At 51.2% G+C, this 22,115-nt stretch carries 18 protein-coding genes; 3 read left to right on the forward strand and 15 right to left on the reverse strand.

Features of this window, described 5'->3' with window-relative positions; translation table 11 throughout:
• Positions 1 to 250 precede the first annotated feature (250 nt).
• Together AAIG11_RS08675 and AAIG11_RS08680 are read left to right on the forward strand one after the other, a co-directional pair.
• Positions 251 to 1,369, forward strand: coding sequence for a stalk domain-containing protein (locus tag AAIG11_RS08675; protein ID WP_343185848.1), 1,119 nt, complete (start codon positions 251 to 253; stop codon positions 1,367 to 1,369).
• Positions 1,370 to 1,606: 237 nt separating this feature from the next.
• Positions 1,607 to 3,370, forward strand: coding sequence for a gluzincin family metallopeptidase (locus tag AAIG11_RS08680; RefSeq protein WP_343185849.1), 1,764 nt, complete (start codon positions 1,607 to 1,609; stop codon positions 3,368 to 3,370).
• A gap of 171 nt (positions 3,371 to 3,541) precedes the next feature.
• On the opposite strand, the gene AAIG11_RS08685 is transcribed toward AAIG11_RS08680, so the two are convergent.
• From AAIG11_RS08685 to AAIG11_RS08700, 4 genes are all read right to left on the reverse strand, one after another.
• Positions 3,542 to 5,383 (reverse strand): Ig-like domain-containing protein, encoded by a 1,842-nt coding sequence (locus AAIG11_RS08685; RefSeq protein WP_343185850.1) that lies wholly within the window; start codon positions 5,381 to 5,383, stop codon positions 3,542 to 3,544.
• Positions 5,384 to 5,840: 457 nt separating this feature from the next.
• Positions 5,841 to 7,172, reverse strand: coding sequence for a 2-hydroxycarboxylate transporter family protein (locus AAIG11_RS08690; protein ID WP_343185851.1), 1,332 nt, complete (start codon positions 7,170 to 7,172; stop codon positions 5,841 to 5,843).
• 49 nt (positions 7,173 to 7,221) lie between these two features.
• Positions 7,222 to 8,385 carry an NAD(P)-dependent malic enzyme gene (locus AAIG11_RS08695; protein WP_343185852.1) on the reverse strand — a complete coding sequence of 388 codons (1,164 nt, stop codon included), beginning with the start codon at positions 8,383 to 8,385 and terminating at the stop codon, positions 7,222 to 7,224.
• Positions 8,386 to 8,569: 184 nt separating this feature from the next.
• On the reverse strand, positions 8,570 to 8,725 hold the full coding sequence (locus AAIG11_RS08700; protein ID WP_343185853.1) for a hypothetical protein: 156 nt from the start codon (positions 8,723 to 8,725) through the stop codon (positions 8,570 to 8,572).
• Positions 8,726 to 8,813: 88 nt separating this feature from the next.
• Here AAIG11_RS08700 and argH point away from each other — a divergent pair, with 88 nt between their 5' ends.
• Positions 8,814 to 10,217 (forward strand): argininosuccinate lyase, encoded by a 1,404-nt coding sequence (argH, locus tag AAIG11_RS08705; RefSeq protein ID WP_343185854.1) that lies wholly within the window; start codon positions 8,814 to 8,816, stop codon positions 10,215 to 10,217.
• Here argH and mutY read toward each other — a convergent pair.
• The 11 genes from mutY to AAIG11_RS08760 form a co-directional block, all read right to left on the reverse strand.
• On the reverse strand, positions 10,172 to 11,260 hold the full coding sequence (gene mutY / locus AAIG11_RS08710) for an A/G-specific adenine glycosylase (protein WP_343185855.1): 1,089 nt from the start codon (positions 11,258 to 11,260) through the stop codon (positions 10,172 to 10,174). The two genes, argH and mutY, sit on opposite strands and share 46 nt — an antisense overlap.
• A complete protein-coding gene (locus AAIG11_RS08715) occupies positions 11,247 to 12,509 on the reverse strand; it encodes a DNA recombination protein RmuC (protein ID WP_343185856.1) in 1,263 nt (420 codons plus the stop codon). The genes mutY and AAIG11_RS08715 overlap by 14 nt, the downstream gene beginning before the upstream one ends.
• Before the next feature lie 131 nt (positions 12,510 to 12,640).
• A complete protein-coding gene (locus AAIG11_RS08720; protein ID WP_343185857.1) occupies positions 12,641 to 13,093 on the reverse strand; it encodes a hypothetical protein in 453 nt (150 codons plus the stop codon).
• Positions 13,094 to 13,324: 231 nt separating this feature from the next.
• On the reverse strand, positions 13,325 to 14,599 hold the full coding sequence (locus tag AAIG11_RS08725) for a DUF418 domain-containing protein (protein ID WP_343185858.1): 1,275 nt from the start codon (positions 14,597 to 14,599) through the stop codon (positions 13,325 to 13,327).
• A gap of 237 nt (positions 14,600 to 14,836) precedes the next feature.
• Positions 14,837 to 16,225: a dihydrolipoyl dehydrogenase gene (gene lpdA, locus AAIG11_RS08730; RefSeq protein WP_343185859.1), complete on the reverse strand. Its 1,389-nt coding sequence runs from the start codon at positions 16,223 to 16,225 to the stop codon at positions 14,837 to 14,839.
• Positions 16,226 to 16,253: 28 nt separating this feature from the next.
• Positions 16,254 to 17,588 carry a dihydrolipoamide acetyltransferase family protein gene (locus AAIG11_RS08735; RefSeq protein ID WP_343185860.1) on the reverse strand — a complete coding sequence of 445 codons (1,335 nt, stop codon included), beginning with the start codon at positions 17,586 to 17,588 and terminating at the stop codon, positions 16,254 to 16,256.
• A 4-nt stretch (positions 17,589 to 17,592) separates the two neighbouring features.
• Positions 17,593 to 18,069, reverse strand: coding sequence for a PPC domain-containing DNA-binding protein (locus AAIG11_RS08740; protein WP_283409612.1), 477 nt, complete (start codon positions 18,067 to 18,069; stop codon positions 17,593 to 17,595).
• A 36-nt stretch (positions 18,070 to 18,105) separates the two neighbouring features.
• Positions 18,106 to 19,368 carry a TRAP transporter large permease gene (locus AAIG11_RS08745; protein ID WP_343185861.1) on the reverse strand — a complete coding sequence of 421 codons (1,263 nt, stop codon included), beginning with the start codon at positions 19,366 to 19,368 and terminating at the stop codon, positions 18,106 to 18,108.
• Between the two features lie 26 nt (positions 19,369 to 19,394).
• The gene (locus AAIG11_RS08750) at positions 19,395 to 19,868 is read right to left on the reverse strand and encodes a TRAP transporter small permease (RefSeq protein WP_343185862.1); all 474 of its coding nucleotides are present in this window, start codon (positions 19,866 to 19,868) and stop codon (positions 19,395 to 19,397) included.
• Between the two features lie 92 nt (positions 19,869 to 19,960).
• Positions 19,961 to 21,028 (reverse strand): DctP family TRAP transporter solute-binding subunit, encoded by a 1,068-nt coding sequence (locus AAIG11_RS08755; protein ID WP_343185863.1) that lies wholly within the window; start codon positions 21,026 to 21,028, stop codon positions 19,961 to 19,963.
• 99 nt (positions 21,029 to 21,127) lie between these two features.
• Positions 21,128 to 22,102, reverse strand: coding sequence for an alpha-ketoacid dehydrogenase subunit beta (locus AAIG11_RS08760; protein ID WP_343185864.1), 975 nt, complete (start codon positions 22,100 to 22,102; stop codon positions 21,128 to 21,130).
• Positions 22,103 to 22,115 lie beyond the last annotated feature (13 nt).

Consider the following 22,115-nt stretch of genomic DNA (forward strand, 5'->3'; position numbering starts at 1 on the left):
AAATCTCTCCTCTATGCATTTCTTATTCGCGCTTCCTCATCCTCGCTCATTCCAGTATATCAAGCTTTTGAAATTTTTCACAGTCAGATCGCCGGTCATAACATTTTTTGCTGGTTAAGATACTGAATATTATGATAGAATCACAGTAGTCCGTCAATACGCTACAGGAGTGATGCTCAGAAGAAATGTGATTCTTTGTCCCAATTTGATGCCCGCCCATTTTTAAACTCACAAGGAAAGGTTGATGAAAATGAAAAAAATGAAATGGCTTTTGGCAATCTGTCTGGTATTGGCTCTCGTTTCTCTATCGATGGTGTCTGCTGCCGCCGAAGTCAGTGTTGTGGTGAATGGGCAGCAATATCCATTGCCTGAGGATCAAGCGGTTGAAATCATTGAAGGACGCAGCTATGTACCCTTGCGTGTACTGGCAGAGCTTTTGGGTGTTGCCGTGGAATGGGACGCTTCTGAAAAAACGATTCAACTGATGCTTGCAAACAATCAGGCCGCTGACAAAAATAAACCGGAGCTCATTCCCGAGGCCGTTAATATTGATGAATGGGGCGGTGCCAATGCCTATGAATCTGCCGGCGACAATCCGGCCTCCCACTATTATGTGAATCCTGATTTTTACCGCATGAAATCCGATGACCAACTAACCCTGCTGGAAAACTTCAAGACCTATCAACAGACTGCTGAATGGTCCTGCGGCCCGGCTTCTGCCCTCATGGTACTGTGGCATTTTGGTATCACCGATTATAATGAATGGGACATCAGTGTGATGATGGATGCTCATACCGATTTGGATGATCCCGATGCTGAACCAGGCTCTGCCAATGAATTTGGGGAATATGGCACTGACGTGGGACAGATGACCCGCTTCTTCGAAAACCTGGCAGGCTTTGAAGTGGTGGAAACCAGCTATCGCGATAACTATTCTGCCCAGGATCTGATTCAAGAGGGTGATCCCAGTCATGTGGCTGCTGAATGGGGCAATTTGCCGCCCACCTTCTCCTATATGTCTCTTTACGCCACCGAAAATGATGATAAAAGTGAAGACTGGGCCGATGCCGCCGACAGTTATTTTGTCAGATGGCTCACCGGTCATCTGGAAGCCGGCCGCCCCATCATGGTGGAATGGGTGGACTGGGATGGCCACTGGCAGGTGATCATTGGCTATGACAACAACGGAACTCCCGAAATCGGCGATGATATTCTCATTTTTGCCGATCCCTATGATGTTTCTGATCACTGGCAAGATGGCTACTACTATTACCCGCTGGAGCGGTGGTTCTATATGTGGCATGACCGCAACATCGCCCCCAAACCTTACCAGCTGCAGCCTTACCTGGTGGTGGATCTGGTTAGTTAGCCACTGTCTGATACACTTATATCACCGATACAATAGCTGCATCATGACAACCTTGAACTGTTTCATGTCGATCCCCGAAAAATATACGAGCATAAAAAGAGCCCCGTGTTTCTGAGGCTATTGGAAAAGTCTACGAAAGTAGGCTTTTTTTTGCATATTTTCCCGATTTCATTGGCCTTTTTTAATGGTTATGCCTATAATAGACTCATCGATCAATCCACTTAAGGAGGTTTTCTGATGAAACAATGCCTCAAAGCGATTAGTTTGGCACTGGTATTCCTATTATTTTCCACAGTTCTGGTTTGTGCAAACCCGCTGGAACTGAAATTTTCAGAGTTCAATTCAGAGCTGTGGTATCCTCCTGAGAATATGTATGAAATCATCGACAAAAGCAAGGGCCTGGCCAGTCAAAACAGTCTTGATCACCACCTGGAGATCACTCAGTATGCTGACTTCTTCAAAAGTCTGAGAAAAGACCTTGATTCGGTCCAATCCTATTTGTGGATTCAGAGACGCCTTTACCCTGAAGACATTAGCATAACTGAAAGGTTTGACCAGATAACGGAACTGAACTCTGAGGTCAATGTTCAAATCGGCAATTTCATCAGCGTTTTCACTGGAACTGTCCACGAAAAAACGATGGAAATTCTTTTCGAGGATGATTTTGATTTTTACTCATCCGATAGCGAAGTAAAGGAAATTCACCAGAATTTCAAGGAAGAAATAGAGCAGCTAAAAAGAAAGTATGAAGAAAGCCTTGCTTTTCAGGCAACGGTTGAATTTGAAGGGGAAATTTATGACGCAGTGACGTTTGATGAAGTGTGGTCTGATCCCGAAAGCCCTGACAGGGACTGGGATGCCTTTTATGAAGTGCTAGCAGAAATAGGCCGCTTGGAAAACCAGCATATCGGCGAAGTCATCGTTGAAGCCATTCACCTTCGAAACACCTTTGCACAGTCGCTGGGGCATGAAAACTATGCCGTCTATCACTACCACTCTCAAGATTTGGATTATACCCCCGAAGAGCTGGACAGGGTTTTGAAAGCCGTCAAAGACGACCTGGTCCCTTTATTTAATCAACTGCAGAAAAAGCTTGCCGTCGTTCGCCAGTCACCTGAGTTAACTGCAGGCATTCCTGAAAAGCTGGACCGGGAAGAATACCTGGAACTTGTTATCAATACCCTGGAAGAATCGCCGCTGCTGGACATTTTCAATGAGGCGCTGGAGCGGGAACTCATTCTTTTTAGTGATAACCCCTCAGCAAACTGGCTTGCTTTTGCTGCGCAAGTGGAACGATATAATGCTCCCATCACCTACATTTCAGAAGTGATGAATCCTACACTTAACTTCAAACTGATCATGCACGAGTTCGGGCATCATGCCAATATCTACCATGACCTTCACCAGGGATTGGAGAACCCCGATCATAAGACATTATCATTTGATGAAGCGCTGGCTGAGTTTCATGGGCTGGGATTAGAGTTTCTAAGTTCCCAAAAATACCCGGAATTATTCCCGGACTTTCATCTGTTTGCAGAGCTGGAATACTTTGAAAACATCCTCTACCATATTATACTGGCAAGCTTAAACTATGATTTTCAAATGAGTTTTTATCGTTTGGATTCAGACAACGCAACATATGAAAGCATCGATCATTTATACGGCGAGTTGCACGAAGCTTACGGATTAAAACCTGTTGATTATTATGATTGGCCAAAAGACTGGCTTATCATGGAATCGCCGCTTCGAACCACTGAATATGTCCTGCCCGCCTTGGCCATCTTCGGAATATTGTCAAACGATCCTGAGTTGCAAGATGAAGCGTGGCATCAATACTGGGAGTCAACCTTATTGGCATATCCTTATACTTTTCGAAAAGGAATGGAAAAGGTCGGCGTGTCTGACATTTTCCTGGAAAATCAGGCGTCTATGAATGTGAAAAACCTTGAACAATATCTGACAGAGAGAGGTGTATTCGATCAACATGAAGCAGGCAGATGACTGACCCTTCACGAGTCAGCCACCTGCCCACAGAACCCGGTGTCCCCTTGGGTACACAGGGTTCTCCTTTTTTGCCCATCCATAAACCGGCCATCCTCTGAAGATAGAAAAACTATCAGTCAATGAATGCTCCTCACAAACTGATCCTGTTGAAGCTGAAGTACTGCAGCGCTATTGAAACCGGTAAAAGCCATCTTCTTCCATAAAGATGGTCACACCACCATCGCTATTTAACTGGGTGGACGGTACTGGCCACCACTGACCGTTATCATCCTGCCGCTGGACTATTCTTCCCCTCAGGCTTTCCCCTGAAGGAGGTGAAAAGATCAAACTCACCGCACCTTTGGGATTGGCATGAATCTGATACCCTTCATCATTCTTTTCCACGGTGATTCTTAAATCCTGGCCACCCTCAAGCGTCTGGGGTTCCACCAACACGCCCAGTCGTCCATCCATCAACAGGAGATTATTCTGGTTTTGTTTCAGTGCTTCCACTGTCTCTCCCCCAATGGTAAAACTGCTGAAGCGCTGAGCTCCAAAGGGGATCTGAAGCAGTTGATTGCGGCCCAAATCTGCCGGAGCTGTCACCGCGAAATAGCCTTGATCGTTTGAAAAAGAGGGTAGTATGAACTGACGGTATGGTGCCTGATCACTGTAAAGACTGGCCCCCGGCATACTGGTGGCGGGAGTGCCAGTGGTGGTGCCCGTACTGCCGCCTGTATCCCGTGATGAATCTCTTCGATCACTTTCGTATCGGTCATCGTACCACCGAAGCACTGTCACTTCACAGGTGTCCCGGTAAGAACCGTCTTCTGTGGTGACGGTGATGATCACCCGGCCATTTCTGCGGGCTGTCACCAGACCGGTGGAAGATACCCGGGCCACCGACTCATTACTGCTGCTCCAGGTAACACTTTGATTGGTGGCCTGGGACGGGGTCACCGTTGCGATAAGGTACCGGGTTTCACCTTCTTCCAGCGTGAGGGTGCGGCGGTTCAGTGAAACGCCTGTCACTCTGACAACGTCTGCCGGATCTTCCGGGCCGTCATCATCGTCGGGTTCTCCTGGTTCGTCATCATTATCGTCACCCGGATCATCATCGTCGCCGGGGTCATCGCCATCATCAGGGTCCCCGTCATCGTCATCATCACCGGGGTCTTCTTCAGGTGGTCTCACCTCAATGGTTGCCGTCCCCACCACTTCATCTGCGGATATTGCCCTGATCGTCGCCGTGCCTTCGCCCATGGCCGTGACAACACCCTCCTGGGAGACAGTGGCCACCTGGGCATTGTTACTCTCCCACACCAGCCAGTCTTCAGCTGCGGTGGCATTGATGGGATTGAAGGCGGCAGACAGCGCACTCCATTCGCCAATGTCCAGGGTCACTGCCCCAGGCGTCACCTGAATGGATTCTGTTGGAATAATGGGTTCAAAGGAATGCCCATTGGTAAGGGCATACTGTTTTGCCGTTGAATAGGTATTAGCCGTCACTGTTTCACTTTCTGCTTGGTACACATAACCTACCACCGTCATGTCACCCGGCTCTGTCAGTGAAGTTACAAAAGCCTGGTCTTCAATGGTGGCAGCCCCATTCCACACCACCACTCTGGTGAGGGGATTCTCTTGAAAAGCACCTTTTCCAATATGGCTCACCGACACCGGAAGTCGGAGGATGCTCATCTGATTTCCGACGAATGCAAAATCACCAATGGACTCAAGCCCCTTAAGAATGCGCAGTGTTAACATGTTCTTTTCCTGAAAGGCTTCCCCAGAATCAGGTTCCGTTGTGCCTTCAATGGCCACAACCGGCATCCCTTCAATGCTTGCGGGAATGATCACATGTTGTTCGTCCTGTCCATACACCAGCCCGGTGATGGTCACTTTCCCATCGTCAACACGATAGGTCAAACTCCCACTAACACCCTGCTGGTCATCAGCAAATACCCCGCCAGGCCAACAGGTTACCATGATCATGATGATTGCCATGAGACATGCCACATTTTTTCGATTCATCAAGATGCCCCCTCTGTCTCTGCAGATCGAACAGATAGCCCTTCACATCTTCTCTTTTCTGCATTTCATGATAGATGCTCATTCTTTCGATCAATGCATCATTCTTGCAAACCGTCACTTTCACATGCTTCATATAGGTTATCGACAGTTGAGGGTTTCCACATTAGCCTTCCTGCTCACCGCGATGAATCTCTTCCCTCTTTTTAGTGCCTATTTTGATCGCTGTTTCTGTTGGTGAATCACGTCAATCACCGATCCATCCCGGCATTCCACAACCCCCACAATGTGTTCTGTAAATACCACTTAGTCAGGTGTGCCGACAAATAAGCCGCAGGCGCTGATAAATCAGCGTCCTGCGGCCATGATAGCGTCGCAATGAAAATCTCGTTTTTCTGTTAATGCATCTTATTTTCTGCCAGATTTCATTTATGGCAATGCGTTCCATCGAATTTCTTCATCAGAGGAAAAGATTGATCAGAAAACTGGCCAGAATCAGCATAAAAGCACCGCCGATTCGAGAAGAAATCTGTGCGAAAGGCATGAGTACCATTCGGTCTGCTGCTGACAGCACCGCCACGTCACCGGTGCCGCCCATGTTGGCCATGCATAGACCCGCAGTGATGGATGCTTCGATGGGATAGAAGCCCATGAGGCGCCCCACGAATCCAGAACCCAGTATGGCAGCAATGACTACGACGACTACCAGGATGATATATTGAATGGTAAAGGCTTGGATGATCTGGCCCAGATTAGTGTAAGATATGCCGATGCCCACCAGGAGAGCACCTGTGGTATATCCCATGATAAATCGGAACCACTGGTTGGCTGCAGATTCAAACTTATGTGGGAGCCATCCAAAGGCTTTAAACACAGCGACAGTGATGATCATCAGGGCGTAGGGATGAATGGATGGGAGAAACTGACCCAAAAAGTTCCCCCAAGTGAAAAAAGCAGTCGCCATGAGCATCCCCATACCCATCAGTTTGATTTCCAGGGGCAGCTCTTTTTCAGGTTGAACATCATCTTTTGCACTATCATCTTTAACCATCATCAGTTGTCCTTCACCTGAGAGGTTGGGTTTACCTTTACCATATTTGTTCAGTAACCCTGCAGCCACAATGGATACCGCGTTCCCCATGGCCAGGGCTGGCACCATGATGGAGAGAACGCCTTCCGGCTCCAGGTTTAGAGGCTGGGCAAATATCTGGGACAGGGGTACGGCGCCGGCACCCATACCACCACCCATGATGGGCAGGGCAATGAAAAGCATTGCTTCACGGGCACCAAATCCAATCAGCGTGCCTACGAGGGCTGCAGCCCCCATGGCGGCAATGACGCCTCCCAGAATAGCGGGCAGGTAACGGATGGAGGCTTTGATAAGGAGTTTACGGTTCATGCCCAAGATACTGCCGGTGATAAGTGCGGCAATGTAGAAGTCCAGAAACCCACCACCCTTCATGAAAGTGTCCATCGTGGCCACGGTGGCTTCAGGCAAAATGTTGAAATACACCAAAGCAGAACTTCCGAAGATGCAGACAATGGCGCCGCCTCCCAAGTAGGTGTTGACAATGGGAGTATGGGTTCCAATTTCAAAGAAGATAGCACCCAAAATGATCATGGAAGCAAAGCCGCCGATCATACCGCCGGGCAGCCGGCCGGTGAAAATCGCTGCCATTACGACTGCAGTTAACAATAGAAATAAAGGGACAGGGAAACCGATGATGGTATAGACTTTCTTCTCAGTATGGGGGAGTTTTTCATTAAAAACACCCACTTGTTCGCTACTCATGAATGATTTCCTCCTTTTTCATCACCTTAATGAACATGCTTCCCACATCTTATGGTGTGTAAGGGATGCGGTTCACACCTGTTTTGACTGCCGCTTCTGACACCGCTTTGGCAACCCTCTCCACCACCCGCAAGTCAAAGGCATCCGGAATCACATAGTCATGGGATCGTTCGTCATCTCCGACGATGGATGCAATGGCGTTGGCCGAGGCGATTTTCATCTCTTCATTTATATCACTGGCACGCACATCCAATGCGCCACGGAAAACGCCCGGAAAGGCCAGGACATTATTGACCTGGTTGGGGAAGTCAGAACGTCCAGTACCAATAACCACCGCTCCTCCAGCCTTAGCCTCTTCCGGCATGATTTCCGGCGTGGGATTTGCCATGGCGAAAACAACGGCATTTTCATTCATCTGTTGAATCATTTCTTTGGTCACCATATTGGGGCCTGATACGCCAATATACACATCAGTGTCCTTAAACGCATCTTCAAGTTTACCCTGCCGCTTTTCCCGGTTGGTGACCCGGGCCATTTCTGCCACATATGGGTTCTTGTGTGACTGACCTTCGCAAATGATACCTTCACGATTCACCAGGAAAATGTCTTTCACGCCAATGTGGAGCAATAACTTGGCAATGGCAACACCTGCGGCGCCAGCGCCCGTAATCACAAACCGGCAGTCTTTAAATTCCTTCTTAACCACTTTCAGCGCATTGATGGTTCCTGCAAGGGTCACAATGGCGGTTCCGTGCTGATCATCATGGAAAACGGGAATATCCAGCGTTCTTTTCAGCTTCTCTTCAATTTCGAAACAGCGGGGCGCAGAAATATCTTCCAGGTTAATGCCTCCAAAGGTGGGTGCCAAATACTCTACTGTTTTAACAATTTCGTCTGGATCTTTCGTATCCAGGCAGATGGGAAACGCATCCACATTCGCAAAGCACTTGAATAGAATAGCTTTTCCTTCCATGACAGGCATGCTGGCTTCAGGTCCGATGTCTCCCAGCCCCAACACAGCGGTTCCATCGGATACCACAGCAACCAGATTACCTTTTGCTGTATAGCGATACACCAGCTCCTTCTCCTCTGCAATCTGCTTGCAGGGTTCAGCCACTCCCGGGGTATACGCAATGCTGAGATCATCCCGCGTTTTTACCGGAACCTTGGACACCACCTCAATCTTTCCCTGATTTTCTTCGTGTAACTTCAAGCTTTTCTCACCTGTCGTCGACAATGCATTCCCTCCTTGTACACTAAAACGTTTTCCGGCATAAAAAAACCTTCATTATTTCACTGAGACCATTTTATGGTAATCTCAGAAAATTGTGAAGGTTATGTCCATAACGTCCATCTTTCGTTCATATTGTTTTTATTTACTATTAATAAACTATCGTTCAGACGATTACTGCTGGTATTTTGGCACCACCATCAGTGTCATGAGTGCCTCCGTTATCACACCGAACTTCCAGTTCCAGATCTTCTCCTTTCCAGTTGCTGTTACAGTGGGTTAAATGCATCTCAAAAAGACTGCGATAAGAATTAATACTCATACATATGCATAAATATGCTTTTTTGTTGACTTCATGCCCCTGCTCCAGTATGATGAAGAAAATCATCCGCATCAGGGGAGGAAAAACCATGAACAACGACACCACCCATAAAGCCCTATGGAGCGGCCGCTTTGCCGCCTCTCCCACCGAGAAAATGCAGCAGTTCAGCCAGTCACTGGATGTGGACTGGCAGTTTTACCGGGAAGATATCGCCGGCAGCCGGGCTCACGGCGCCATGCTTTATCATGTGGGGCTGTTAACAGCCGAAGAGCAGGAGTCCATCGATAAAGCCCTGTATGAAATTGAAAAGGAAATCGAAGCGGGAACCCTGGTTCCCCAGGTGTCTCTGGAGGATGTTCACATGAACATCGAAGCCCGGCTCATTGAGAAACTGGGACCCATGGGTGCCAAAATTCACACCGGACGTTCCCGAAATGACCAGGTGGCCACAGACTACCGCCTGTTTATGAAAAAGCGCATCACCGAGCTGCTGGAAGCGCAGAAAAAACTGCTGGAAGCACTGGCCAACCGGGCAGAAAAGGATATAGATGTGTTTATTCCCGGATTCACCCACCTGCAGCATGCCCAGCCCATTTCCCTGGGCCATTTCTGGATGGCTTATTTCTGGAAGTTCCACCGGGACATGGTACGCCTCAGCGCTGCCCTGGACACCACCGACCTGAATCCTCTGGGAGCCGGTGCCCTGGCCGGTACCACCCTGCCCATTGACCGGCACGTGACCACCAGGCTGCTGGGCTTTGCCGGCGTGACGGAGAACAGTTTAGACACAGTTTCTGACCGGGATTACCTGCTGGAATTCCTCTTCGCCGCTTCCACCTTTATGCTTCACGTGAGTCGTTTGTGTGAAGACCTGATTCTCTGGAACACCTCTGAGTTTGATTTCATTGAACTTCCGGACGCCTTCTGCACCGGCTCCAGCATGATGCCCAATAAAAAGAATCCTGATGCGCTGGAACTGATGCGGGGGAAAACCAGCGGCGTGCTTGCCGCCCTGCAGGACCTGATGGTGAACTTGAAAGGCCTGCCCCTCACCTATAACCGGGATCTGCAGGAAGACAAGCGCCCAGTGTTCCACGCCCTTAAAACCGTGGGCGAAGTGCTGGGGCTGCTTCCCTCCCTGTTGACAGAAATTCAGATTAAAGAAGCTTCCCTTCAACCTCATCTGGAAAAGGGGTTTCTCCTGGCCACGGATGTGGCGGAATATCTGGTGGAAAAAGGGGTGCCCTTCCGGGAAACCCACCACATTGTGGGTCAGGCCGTGCAGCAATGCCTGGCCAAGGGAACCGGCTTTGAAGGACTGAGTCTCACAGAATGGCAGTCTTTCCACGCCGCCATTGAAGAAGATCTTTTTCCCCGCCTCACCATCGAAGCCGCCGTTGACCGCCGCAAAAGCTTTGGCGGCACCGCCCGATCGGAAGTGAAACGTCAGATTGATGCCGCCCGTTCCTCCATCAGCCGCCTCACCTTTTGATACACCTCGGGAAAGGCTCTGGCAGACAGTTCTGAATGAGGCACCCATTCACACGCCGGCGGCAGCTCCGCCGATAGGGCACTCACCACCCACATCGTCCAGTGGCGGTGACTGAACACATGCCGCAGTTTGCCGGCAGCCTCCGGCTGCTGAAGGGCAATCTGCCACCTGGCGGCCGCTTCTTCTGCCGCCAGAGCTGGCAAGGCCTCCATGTCATGGGTTCCTGCCGAAATTTCCATCATGGGAAACGCCCACAGCCCGCCCAGCAAACCGATGGGTGGGTTTTTCTGTGCGGCCACACAGGTGCCTGCCGGATTTTGCAGGTACATCACCAGGTAATGATGCCGGGTGGTACGGTCTTTTTTGATCCGAAGGGGCAGTTGATCCACCCGGTGCTGTCCATGGGCTTCGCAGTGGTCTTGGATGGGACAGTTCTGACACAGTGGACTGGCGGGCAGGCAGATCACCGCTCCCAGTTCCATCATGGCCTCATTGAAGTCACCCGGTCGGTGCTGGGGCATGGCCGTTTTCAGTACCTGCTGCACTTTTTTTACGGTGGCCGGCTCCAGCACGTTTTCTGCCAAGGCTGTCAGGCGGCAGTATACCCGCAGCACATTGCCGTCCACCGAGGGAAGAGGCACTCCATAGGCCATGCTCAGCACCGCCGCCGCTGAATAAGGGCCTATGCCTGGGAGGGCCAGGGCTGCTTTTTCCGTCGCCGGAAAGGTGCCCTGATGTTCCGCCACCATGACCCGGGCAGCCTTCAGCAGGTTTCGCGCCCGGGAATAGTAACCCAGACCCTCCCACAGTTTCAGCACTTCGTCTTCAGAGGCTTGCGCCAGGGCTTCAATATGGGGAAATCGTTCCACAAACCGATTAAAATAGGGAATCACCGTATCCACCCGGGTTTGCTGCAGCATGATTTCCGACAGCCACCGGTAATAGGGGGTGGATGTCTGCCGCCAGGGCATGGGGCGCTGGTTGGTTTCAAACCACTGGAGCAGGGCAGGAGTCCAAGGGAATGTCTTGTTATTCAAAGTCACGATTCATTTCCTCCGTTGACTGGGAAAACTCACTTCCCAACAGTTTTTCCCCGGCTTCCGCCGGCAGGGCTTCCACCTCACGCAACCGCCGCTCAATGGCCCGGGTGCGCACCCCGGCAGTGTCGATAACCTTACCGGCTTCATCCAGCTTTTGACGAGTCTTTTCCAGAATACCGGCAAACTTGCCAAACTCACTTTTCACTGCCCCCAACAGCTCCCACACCTCGCTGGAGCGCTTTTCAATGGCCAGGGTTCGAAAGCCCATCTGCAGGCTGTTGAGGAAGGCGGCCAACGTGGTGGGGCCGGCAATCATCACTTTGTATTCCCGTTGCAGTACTTCGAAAAGATCCAGGCGCAGCACCTCGGCATACAGCCCTTCAAAGGGAAGGAACAGAATGCCGAAATCAGTAGTGTGGGGTGGTTCCACGTATTTGTCCCGGATGTTTTTAGCTTCCGTCTTCATCCGCTGCACCAGCTTTTTGCGGCACTGGTCGATCACCGTGGCATCACCCACTTCATAGGCTTCCAGCAACTGCTGGTAATCTTCCGTGGGAAATTTGGCATCTACAGGGAGCCATACCGGAATGTCGTCCTGACTTCTGCCAGGCATTTTCACGGCAAACTCCACCCGCTCATTGCTGCCGGGGCGGGTAGCCACGTTTTTGCCGTACTGGTCACTGGTCATCAGCTGCTCCAGCAGGTTTTCCAGCTGGTATTCCCCCAACGTGCCCCGGGTCTTCACATTGGTGAGCACTTTTTTCAGGTCTCCCACACCGGCGGCCAGGGTCTGCATTTCCCCCAGCCCCTGATGCACCTGTTCCAGCCGTTCACTCACCTGCTTAAAGGATTCACCCAGCCGGTGCTCCAACGTCTTGTGAAGTTTTTCATCCACTGTCGCCCGCATTTCTTCCAGCCGGGTATTGTTGTCGTGTTGCAGCTGGGTCATTTTCTGCTCCATCACTTCCCGAATACGCTCCATGCGACGCTCTGTGACAGATTCAAACTGGCGCAGGCTGTCCGTCAACTCCCTGCGAGCTTCTTTTTCGTTGCGGCTGAAGGCTTCCCGGTTTTTTTCCAGTTCTTCCTTCATTTGCCGTTCCATCCGTTGAGACTGATGTTCAAGGACTTCACTTTTCCGCAGCAGTTTTTCCAGTTCTTCCTGATAGGATGCAGGTTTCTGCCGCATCACCAGTACCAGCAATAACAGCAGTTGTATCCCCATGATCAGGTAGATGATCCAGACTTCCATTGGTGATCCTCCTTTGCTGTCTTTCTTTTTCATTCCAGCGTTGCTTCAGCCGGATGGTTTTCAACCGCACTCTTCTGCGCTGATGATTCCGGCACAGCAAGGAAAAAGACCGAGATTTCTCAGTCTTTGTTTTAAATATAAGTGTCCACCACTTGCCCTTTCAGGTCTTCTGCACTGATGCTTCCCCGGGTGACCGTTCGGGTTTCACCACCGGCCACATAAGGTTTTCCGCAGTCGGGACAAATTCCCCCATGAAGCACCACCGTCTGGTAAAGGACTTCACGGCCTTCCCGTTGCGCCCGGGCCTTCTCATTTCGAACATGCTCATGTTCATGGGCCCTCACCTTAACCGATGCCTGCTCAGGCGATATATGCGTGGGGCTTTGAAAGGAAACACTGGGGTCGTCAGATTGATCTTTGTATTTTCGGCTATCACAGGTTTCACAGGATTCTCTGCCGCCCAAGGCAGTCTGCTCACCTTTTGAGATCGCCGAAATCCCTTCACCCCCAGCTTTAGGTAACACGACACCACGGGCCTGGAGCAGGTGTTCCATACCACTGCCGTCTCCAACTGGTTTAAACATCACTGCCACCCCCTGCCTACAAACTGCTTATCCAAATAAGAGTCTTTCCAACTGGTACTGCTGTCTGTGATCTGTTGGATTGATTATACCATAAACTCCCTGCCAATGGTAAAGGCAGGGAGCCAGACTTTCGACAAATTACGATGAAGGCAAAGCTTTTGGGGAACTTATGCGGGAAAAAAAGACTGTCCTTGCATGAAATGCCAGCCCTGAAGCCTCAGTGGCTCTGATTCAAGCCGTCTTTCTTCCATAAGTGCCTTTACGCCAGAGGTACTCTGCCGGTCCCTGGCGAAAACGCCTCAGGTAAGGACGGCTGACCAGCAGCTGAAGGGTGTAAATCACCAGCGACAGCACCATACCCTGCCAGAGAGGCATGCGCTGCAACAGTCCCAGACCGTGACCATAGAACACCAGGGAGAGGATCACCGACTGGGTCAAATAATGGGTGAGGGCCAGTCGACCCACACCCTGGAAGAAGGCCAAGCGCTCCTGCCAGCGGGGATACTGCCACAGCCGCAGCAACGAGGTGATGTAGAAGAGGCACAGGGCCACAGTGGAAATTTCCCTGGCCCATTCCGCCGCCAGTCTGGCGGCCAGTCCAGCTCCGGGAATCAATTGAAGATCCACCACCACATAAACGGCTGTCAGTGACCAGCCGATGAGTCCGCTATTACGCCAGATACGGCGAACCCGTTCCTGCTGCTCTGTTGACTCACTTTTGGCTATTGAGTCGCCTTGGCTTGTTGAGTCATGCAGCTTTTGAAAGATGCGGGTTTTGCCTGCATAAAGACCGGCAAGAAACAAGGCCAGCAGCTTGGGAATGATAAAGATCGTTGAAAGAAGGACAATGGGCAGTTCCCGGGTAAGGCGGTAAACAATCGTGGCCGGATAGCTGCCTTCCTGATACTGCTTCACCGTCTGTTGAATCTGGGCTTCATAGATTTCTGTCTGTTGGGGAGTAAGTGACTCCAGGCTCACCGACTGCAGGGCCATTAAGCTTCCCAACACCAGGGTGGCCAGGCACAGCAGGATAATGATCCATTTTTTCAGCTGCTGAGGCTGTTTTTTGCGAAAAGCCATGAGAAGAAAGCCGGTCAGGGCATAGGACATGAGAATATCACCATACCAGAACAGGGCAAAATGAATGAGTCCAATAAACAGCAACAGGAGCAGGCGCCGCCGAAACAGCGGAATGGCCGGAAGGCCTTTTTCTGTCAGTCGTTCAGTGAACAGGTAAAATCCCAGCCCGAAAAGAAATGAAAAAAGGGTGTAGAACTTACCGGTGGCAAAAATCTGAATCAACAGGGCCGCCACCTGGTTCGCCGCTCCTGTGTAGCTTAACGGAGCTGCCGAAAAACCCATCATGGTGTTGTTGTACATTTGGGTATTCACCAACAAAACGCCAATGAGGGCAAATCCCCGGAGCATGTCAATGACATGGAGGCGTTCACCCGCTGAAACTGGTATCGGCCTATCCAAGTATGTGTCTTCTTTCAACTGATTCATCTTAATCCTCCGTTCATGCATCTTCATTAAGTCTCTCTGTTTTCATCTACGATGTCTTGTCTTTTTTGTTTCAATTAACAGATGACAAGGAATAGTGAATCAAAAGCTTATAGCCATTACTAAAACGTTATCAACAGCTTTTTTGCGCATGCTGTTTCCTATGCCAAAAAAAATATAGCGGGCACCGCAACAAGGCGACACCCGCAAGAGAAGGGAGGAGGATAACGAATGGGTTTATCAGGGCTTGGGCATATGAATGCAGTGTCCCTGGGCGGCATGGGCCGCTTCCAGAATAGCCTCTGACAAGGTGGGATGAGCATGAATGGTGGTGCCGATCTCTTTCAGAGTGGCTTCCAGACGCAGGGCCAGGGTGCCTTCGCTGATGAGATCAGTTGCCCGGGGCCCCAAAATATGCAGCCCCAGCACTTCGTCGGTGGCTGCATCAGCCACAAATTTCACCATACCTACCCCGTTGTTCATAATCAGTGCTTTGCCATTACCGGTGAGGGCAAACTTGCCCGTCTTCACGGCATAACCCTTTGCTTTGGCAGCCGCTTCTGTTAATCCCACCGAGGCATATTCCGGGCGAATATACACACAGGAAGGAATGGTATCGAAACGGGCTTCCGTGTAATGACCCATGATGGTTTCCGCCGCGGCCACGCCCTGGGCTGATGCCGTATGCGCCAGCATGGTGCCGCCGGTGCAGTCGCCGATGGCGTACACATGGGGCAGGGAGGTTTGCAACCGGTCATTCACCAGTACCCGTCCTTTTTCAGTGCGAATACCTGCTTTTTCCAACCCCAGAGAAGCAGTAGCCGGCCTTCTTCCAGCGGCCATGAGAACATGTTGTGCTGTCACCGTTACCGGCTGGCCTTGGCACTGGGCATTCACCACAAACCCTGTTGGTGCTTTTTCAATGGTTTTTACCTGGGTGTCAGTATGGAAATGAACACCCTCTTCTTCCATGATCATCTGAACCATTGCCGTCAGCTCCGGTTCCATATTCACCAGAATTTCCGGCAGCATCTCGATGACCGTCACTTTTGTGCCCATGCCTGCATAAATGCCGGCAAATTCGGTGCCAATCACACCGCCGCCGATGACACACAGGCTTTCGGGAATGGTTGGAAGGGACAGGGCTTCGGTGCTGGTGAGAATCTCGGGATGGTCGGCTCCCGGCAAAGGCAGCTGCACACTTTCTGATCCGGCGGCCAGAATGGCCTTGTCAAAGGGCAGTAACCGGGTTCCCCCCGATGCCTCCTTCAGCAGCAGCTCCTGCTCGTTGGCAAAAGATGCCTCCGCCTGAATCACATCCACATTCCATGAACGCAGCAGCCCGCCCACACCTTCCACCAGCTGGTTCACCACTGCCTGTTTCCGTTCCTGGAGACACGGCCAGTTCACCGACACCGCCGGTACTTCCAACCCGTAGGTGTCTGCATGGCGTATTTCCTGAAGCAGTTCGGTACTGTGAGCCAGCACCTTGGTGGGAATGCACCCCACATTCAGGCAGGTGCCTCCCAGGGAAGCTTTTTCCACCAGAGTCACTTCGCCGCCCAATTGTGCCGCCCGAATGGCTGCCACGTATCCGCCGGGCCCGCCTCCAATCACTACTATTCGCATGGTTATTCACCTCAGTTGATCACACCGTCTACCAGAGAAGTGTGAGGGGATTTTCGACAGCTTCCTTCAGGTCCTGCATGAAATGTGCCGCCACGGCACCGTCCACCACCCGGTGGTCGGCTGACAGGCTCAGGTTGATCATTGGCTTGAAGACCAGTGCGCCATTTTCAGACACCGGTGTTTCCACGATACTGTTGACACCCAGAATGGCCACCTCAGGCTGATTGATAATGGGGGTGAAGGCCTCCATGCCAAACATGCCCAAATTGGTAATGGTGAATGTTCCGCCGCTCATCTCTTCCATGGTGAGGGCATTGCCTCTGGCCTTTGCCGCCAGGTCACTGATCTCACGGCCAATCTCGCGAAAGCTTTTCAGATCAGCGTTTTTAACCACAGGCACCAGCAAGCCGTCATCCAACGCAACGGCCACGCCCATGTTCACATAGTTGCGCACCAGAATCTCATTGCCGTCAACACTGGCATTGAGCAGGGGATGTCTGCGCAGTACCCGGGCGGTGATGGCCACCAGGATATCGGTGTAGGTGATTTTGCTTTTTTGCTTCACCCGGTCACGGAAGTTCATCATTTCAGTGGCATCCACCCGCAGCTGGTAATGAACTGCCGGAGAAATCTGCACGCTTTGCAGCATACGCTCTGCAATGACCTGACGCATTTGAGTCATGGGAATGCGGGTTTCTGTCAGGTTGCTACCCGCCAGGCGGGCTTGATCTGCCATTTGTTTCAGAATGTCTTCTTTCATGATGCGGCCGTCTTTACCAATGGTGGCCGGATCAATTCCGGCTGTACGGGCCATTCCCGCCGCAGCCGGCGAGATTTTACAGGCCCCTCCTGCTGCCGATGCCTGCAACACGTCTTTTTCAACCACCCGGCCCTCGGGACCGGTGCCGGCAATCCGGGCCAGGTCAAGTCCCAACTCCTTCGCCCGTTTTTTAGCCAGAGGTGAGGCTTTCACGTATCCTTCCGTTACCACCGCCGATGCTGCCGGGACTATTGGCACTGGAGGGGTTGAAGCGGTTGCTGGCGGAGCTGCCGATACCGGAGCTGCCGTTTTGGTTTCCGCCGGGGCAGTTCCAGTCTCATTCAGCTGGGCAGTGATGTCTTCCCCCACTTCTCCGATAATGGCTACCGGTGCTTTAATCTGCTGTTTTTGCCCCTCCGGCACCAGAATTTTCAACAGAGTTCCAGAAACAGTGCATTCCACATCATTATTAATCTTGTCTGTGGCCACTTCGTAGAGGATTTCTCCTTTTTCCACCAAGTCGCCTTCCTTTTTATTCCATTTGGAAACAGTGCCTTCTGTCATTGTCAGGCCCAGTTTCGGCATATTGAGAATGGTTGCCATGTTTTCACTCCTCTTTCGGCAAAGGGGTAAAGAAGCTGAACCCGCTTTGATGATGATAGATGCGTTTCAGGGAAATATCACTGATTTCCTGGATCACCACTTCCATGGTGGCCAGCACCAGGTTCCCTTCATCCAGCATGTGGCCTGCCAGCACATTTCGGTCTTTGTCGCAGAAAGATGCATGGAGGTGAACCTGCCAGCCGTCATGTTCGTCCAGCCCCACCAGTCCCTGACCTCCCAGAAACTCAAAGGGGCCGTCCAGTTTTTGTGCCTCGCTGTAAACCATTTTGTAATACGTCTCTTTGTTCTCCACCGCGTAGACAAAAGATGCCTTGCGGAGACTGCCGATGCACACGGTGATAAAACCGGCCTTGACACCATGTTCCCGACAGCATTCAATAATGGAGGGAATCAGGTCTTCTCCGGGTAATATGCGTGCCACCAGGGTCTTGCCCCGGGTGGCGGCTGCTGTATAGCTCACAGTCATCCTCCTTTTCCGGCTAATGGCCGTATGATGTTACATGCCCATGAGTGCCGGTAATCCCAGCGACAGGATGGGCAGGTAAGTTACCAGCAGCAATGCCACCAGTGAAGCCACCAGGAAGGGTACAATGGACTTGGATATTCGGTTGATGCCGATATCTGCAATGCCACAAGCCACATAAAGATTCACACCCACCGGTGGTGTGATCTGCCCGATGGCCAGGTTTACCGTCATCACCACCCCAAAATGAAGGAGGTCAATTCCCACGATGTTGAGAATGGGAAGGAAGATGGGCATCAAAATGTAATAGGCACTGACGGCATCGATGAAACAGCCGGCAATGAGCAAAATGATGTTGATGATCATGAGGATGCCATACTTGTTGGAAGTAATGCTTAAAAGCACATCTGCCAGATCCCGGGCAATTCCCTGGGTGGTGATGATCCAGGCAAAGAGGGAAGCTGCGGCAACAATGAGCATGACCACCGCTGAGCTGACGGAGGATTCCACCAGAAGGCTGGGAACTGCTTTGGGTTTCAGGTCACGATAGATGAACAGCCCCACAATCAAACCATAGAAAACCGCCACACCGGCTGCTTCTGTAGGTGTGAAAATACCACCGTAGATACCACCAAGGATGATCACCGGGGTCATGATTCCCCAAACAGCCTCCACAAAGGCTTTTCTCAGCTGTTTTCCCGTTGCGGCACCCGTTTGCTTGATGTTGTATTTACGGGAAACGATGAGACTTGCCACAATGAGCATCAACCCAAATAAAAGACCAGGAATAATCCCTGCTATAAAGAGTTTTCCGATGGATACCTGAGCCACTACCCCATAGACCACAAAGGCGATACTGGGGGGAATGATGATGCCAATGGCTCCGGAGGCAGAAAGCAGGGCCGCCGACATTCCCTTGTCATATCCGGATTCTTCCATGGCGGGTACCAGCATATTTCCCAGGGCTGCCACGGTTGCCGGTCCGGAACCGGAGATGGCTGCAAAGAAACAGGAGGTCAGCACGGTGACAATGGCCAGACCACCCTTGAGATGACCCACCACCAGATTGGCAAAATTGATGAGCCTTTTGGAGATCCCTGATTTTTCCATAATGGTGCCTGCCAGAATGAAAAAAGGAATGGCCAGTAATGTGAACTTGGCTGTTGCCGTGTACATGGTGAAGGGAAAAATAGACAGCGGGATATCAAAAATAAAAAGTGTCACAACGGAAGATAAGGCCAGTGATACCGCAATGGGAACATTCAGGATCAGAAGGATGAACAGTGATCCAAACAACGTTAAGGCTACCGGGCTCATGTTGATCACCTCTTTCCTTTCAGAGTTTCATAGCCGCCCACTAAAAAGGCCGCTGCCATAAACAGACCACCAATGGGAATAGCTGCGCCAAAGATCCAGGCGGGCAGTCCCAGTGCAGGGGTTCGCTGACCAAAGTTGAACTGGTCCCGGGCCATGGTGAAGCCAAATCGCAGCAGTACCAGGAACAGGGCCGCTGACAACAGTGCCACGCCGAACATCATCCACCGCTGGTTTTTTTCGTTAAGTCGGTCATAAATGATGGGCATACCCAGATGGGCTCCCTTTCGGGCGGCCACACTGGCTCCAATAAAGGTGTTGTAAACAAAAAGATTGGTGACCAACTCTTCTGTATAGGCCAAAGAGGTGCTGAGAAGATAGCGGGACACCACATTGGCAATATTAATAATGGCCATCACTGCCAGACTTAAAATTAGGATCAGTTTGGCCACACGTTCCAGTTGATTATAATACTTGATCATGATGGCACCTCCATGTTACAGTGCGGTCTGCCAATGGCAGACCGCTGCTGTAACGTTATAAGGGTTACATACGAATCAGTTGCTGATGTTTCTTAGAAGTTCAGGAACAGGTTCATCAGGTCTTCACCAATGATGGGTTCATATTTTTCATAAACCGGTGCCATCAGGTCACGGAAAGCAGCCACTTCTTCATCTGTCAGTTCAATGACTTCCATGCCCTGCTCTTCCAGGAAGGCAATGGCTTCTGCTTCTTCCTGACGGTTCAGATCGATCTGGTAAGCAGCTGCTTCTGCTGCAGCTTCACGGAAGATCTGCTGCAGTTCCGGGCTGAAAGAGTTGAACTTGTTCATGTTGATACCGATAACCAGCGGGTCATAGGAGTAGTTCCACAGGGTCACATAATCCTGTACTTCATAGAGTCTATTGGTGGTAATGACCGGCAGTGGGTTCTCCTGACCGTCGATGGTTCCCTGCTGAAGAGCGGTGAACACTTCTGCAAAGTTCATGGCTGTTGGGTCGGCTCCCAGTGCCTGAAACAGGTCAATGTACATTTGAATACCGGGGATACGGATTTTCATACCGCTCATATCCGCCGGGGTTCTAACAGCTCGGCGATTGGTGGTCAGCTGGCGGTAACCGTTTTCACCAAAGGCCAAAGGTTCAATGCCTTTGCTTCGAACGATGTCTTTGATGGCTTCCCCCGGTTCACCGGCCATGGCCTGATCCATGTCACTGATGTTGGGAATGATCCAGGGCATGGAGACCACGCTGAATTTGGGGTCCATGATGGAGTAAATGATGGTGGAGTGGAAGGACATGTCAGTCACGCCCTGCTGCACCTGTTCAATACCAACCCCCTGGTTGCCACCAGAAAGCTGTTCGTTGGGGTACACTTCAATATTTACTTTGCCACCGGTGCGCTCGCTGACAATTTCAGCCATTTTCATGCCGCCCATGTACCAGGAGCCCACATCTGAAGTGGTGACGCTCATGCGCAGGGTCATTTCCGGAAAATCAACCTCAGGGGCTGCTGCCGGTTCACTGCCTTCTGCTGCCGGTTCTGGAGCTGGAGCTGGAGCGGGTGTTGACTGCCCACAGGCAGTGGCAAAAAGGCTCACCAACATTAGCAATGCCAATACAAGTACCAACTTCTTTTTCATTCTTTCTCCTCCTTCATTCTCTTTTTTTGTTTATCATGACAGACCTGCCGTTGCGACAGGTCTGAGCCATGCTCTTCAGGTTCATCAGCGCTTCAGTTCCTAGAACATTCCTTTTATGCCTGCCACCATTTCTGCCGTAGTGGGGCGATAAGCCGCCTCCAGCGTGGGGCTGAATGGCACGGGGGTATACTTGGCACCCACACGGACAATGGGGGCATCCAGCTGATCAATGGCTTCTTCTGCCACCATGGCTGAGATCTCAGCACCCACCCCGCCAATTTTCACGGCTTCATGGGCAATCAACAGGCGGTGGGTTTTACTCACTGATGTGAGGATGGTTTCCCTGTCGATGGGTGAAATGGTGCGCAAATCAATGACTTCAGCGTCAATGCCATCCTTGGCCAGTATTTCGGCGGTTTCCATGGCATTTTTCATCATAATGGAGTAGGAAACAATGGTGACATCTTTGCCTTGCTTCACCACATTCGCTTTGCCGATGGGCACCAGAAAGTCTTCATCCTCAGGTACTTCACCGCTCTGGCGGAAAAGGTCTTTGTTTTCAAAGTACAAGACCGGGTTGTCGTCCCGAATGGCAGCTTTGAGAAGCCCTTTGGCATCTGCCGGATTGGAGGGTGCCACCACTTTCAGTCCAGGAATGTGGAGAAACCAGGATTCCACGCTCTGGGAGTGCTGTGCCGCTGCTGAACGAACCAGCCCGTCGGGGGCCCGCAATACCATGGGAACCGATGTCTGGCCGCCAAACATGTAGCGGATTTTTGCCATTTGATTAAAGACTTCATCCATGCAAACACCAATGAAATCTGCAAAGTGCATGTCTGCCACCGGCCGTGTTCCCGCCAGAGCCGCTCCGACGGCAGCCCCAACGATGGCCGTCTCAGAAATAGGAGTATCCCGCACCCGGTCATGACCGAATTCTTCAGGAAGTCCTTTAAACTGTCCGAAGATGCCTCCCTGTTTGGCAATATCTTCTCCCATGACAAAGACGGTTTGATCCCGTCGCATTTCTTCCTGCATGGCCTCCAGGGTGGCCTGTGAAAAGGTTATCGTTTTCATCCTGTACCCTCCT

Source organism: Anoxynatronum sibiricum, assembly GCF_039414295.1.
GTDB lineage: Bacteria > Bacillota > Clostridia > Peptostreptococcales > Tindalliaceae > Anoxynatronum > Anoxynatronum sibiricum.